Origin of the sequence: Escherichia sp. KCJ4928 (assembly GCF_004352695.1) — a bacterium.
In the GTDB taxonomy this organism is placed as follows: Bacteria; Pseudomonadota; Gammaproteobacteria; order Enterobacterales; family Enterobacteriaceae; genus ECMA0423.
Map to the genome: position 1 here is coordinate 1 of NZ_SJWV01000398.1, position 1,379 is coordinate 1,379.

2 protein-coding genes are annotated in these 1,379 nt (G+C 37.0%); both read left to right on the forward strand.

The genetic code is table 11. The annotated features are described in order from the left end of the window. Positions 1-485, forward strand: a 485-nt coding sequence (locus E0D98_RS24215) for a DUF2569 family protein (RefSeq protein WP_240723766.1), incomplete at its 5' end; no start/stop codon positions are given. A gap of 200 nt (positions 486-685) precedes the next feature. Continuing rightward, positions 686-1,379 (forward strand): phosphoethanolamine transferase domain-containing protein (locus E0D98_RS24220; RefSeq protein WP_205713034.1); only part of this gene is annotated, 694 nt, incomplete at its 3' end.

Sequence of the window (1,379 nt, forward strand, 5' to 3'; positions counted from 1 at the left end):
ACCGGGACAGATTACAGACAGGATATTTTATGCGAGATAAATCAGAAGTATTAACCGGAGCGCAGAAAAACAGATTTGGTCTGCTTCTTTATATTATACTATTATCAGTTGTTTATATATTGATAACAAGACTTAATCTCACAACCACATATTATTCGCTGTATTCATCTCTGGATGAGAATTCACAGGTGACGGAGTATTTTATAATCTCCATTGCTACCTTTCTTTTTCTGTCAGGGTTATGTTTGCTATTCATTTATTCTTTCTTTAAACGAAAAAGAGTGGTAGGGAAATTACTTCTGGCCATTCATCTCCTTTATATATCGCACTATGCTATCACTTTTGTTTATTGTCTTTATGTTGTCGGTGCTGAGTGTATGACAACCGGAAAGATTGAGAATATTTTGATTGATATTATTATAGCCATGCTTTCTCTTTCGTATGTTTGTCTTTCCGGGAAGGCAAGAAATATTTTTGTTAACTAAATGAATGCTGAGACTCATCATGATGATGAGTCATTCATCGGGTTATGTGAATAATCTGGTCCGGAGAGCAGTTGCTGTAAACACAGAACCTGATAATATGTCAATCTTGCTGAACAGGGTAGGGTATTTTTGTGAACTGTTTCATATAAATATCCATGCGTTGAAATGATCGTCTGTGTTTGTACAGGAAAATGACTGGCGTGTCTTGTATTAAAGAAAAGTCGAAATATGCTTTTGAGAGAGCAAAACAGTTTTATTTTATGTTGTGGTGTAAAGAGTCACTGATTTATCTGTTGTTTTCTGTACTTGTTACATGGTGCTGCGGATATACAGTGAAAAACGCCCTGGGGAATGTGCTTATATTGTTCCTGATGATGTTGTTGGGGCGGCGGAATGTTATTTCAGCAACGTGTGTCTGTATCTTTCTTTTGTTAAGTGCATTCTATGCTCCGGTTGGGATGATTTACGGGAAAATAAACAACAGTTTTATTGCGTCTGTAATGCAGACAAATATAAATGAGGCAGGTGAGTTTATCACAGGCATACCTGTTCTTTATTTTATTGTTTCGCTGGTCATTGCTGCTTTTACATTCTGGTTCTGGCGTAAGCGTGATAAAAGCCACCGGGGATTTATCTTTCTGTTGTTCTTTATCGTATTGTCAGTAAATGCATGGCCAAAACGTATGGTTACGAATGTAATGACAGGGATAGCTGAAACCAGAGAAGAAATGATGCGATATGAATCGCTGAAAAACAATCAGAAAGACTCATGGGATATTGTGAGTGTGGAGAAGAAATATAAAACCATAATTATCGTAATTGGTGAAAGTGTCAGACGGGATTATCTTTCTGTTTATGGGTATCCTTTGCCGACAACACCATGGCTGAATTCTG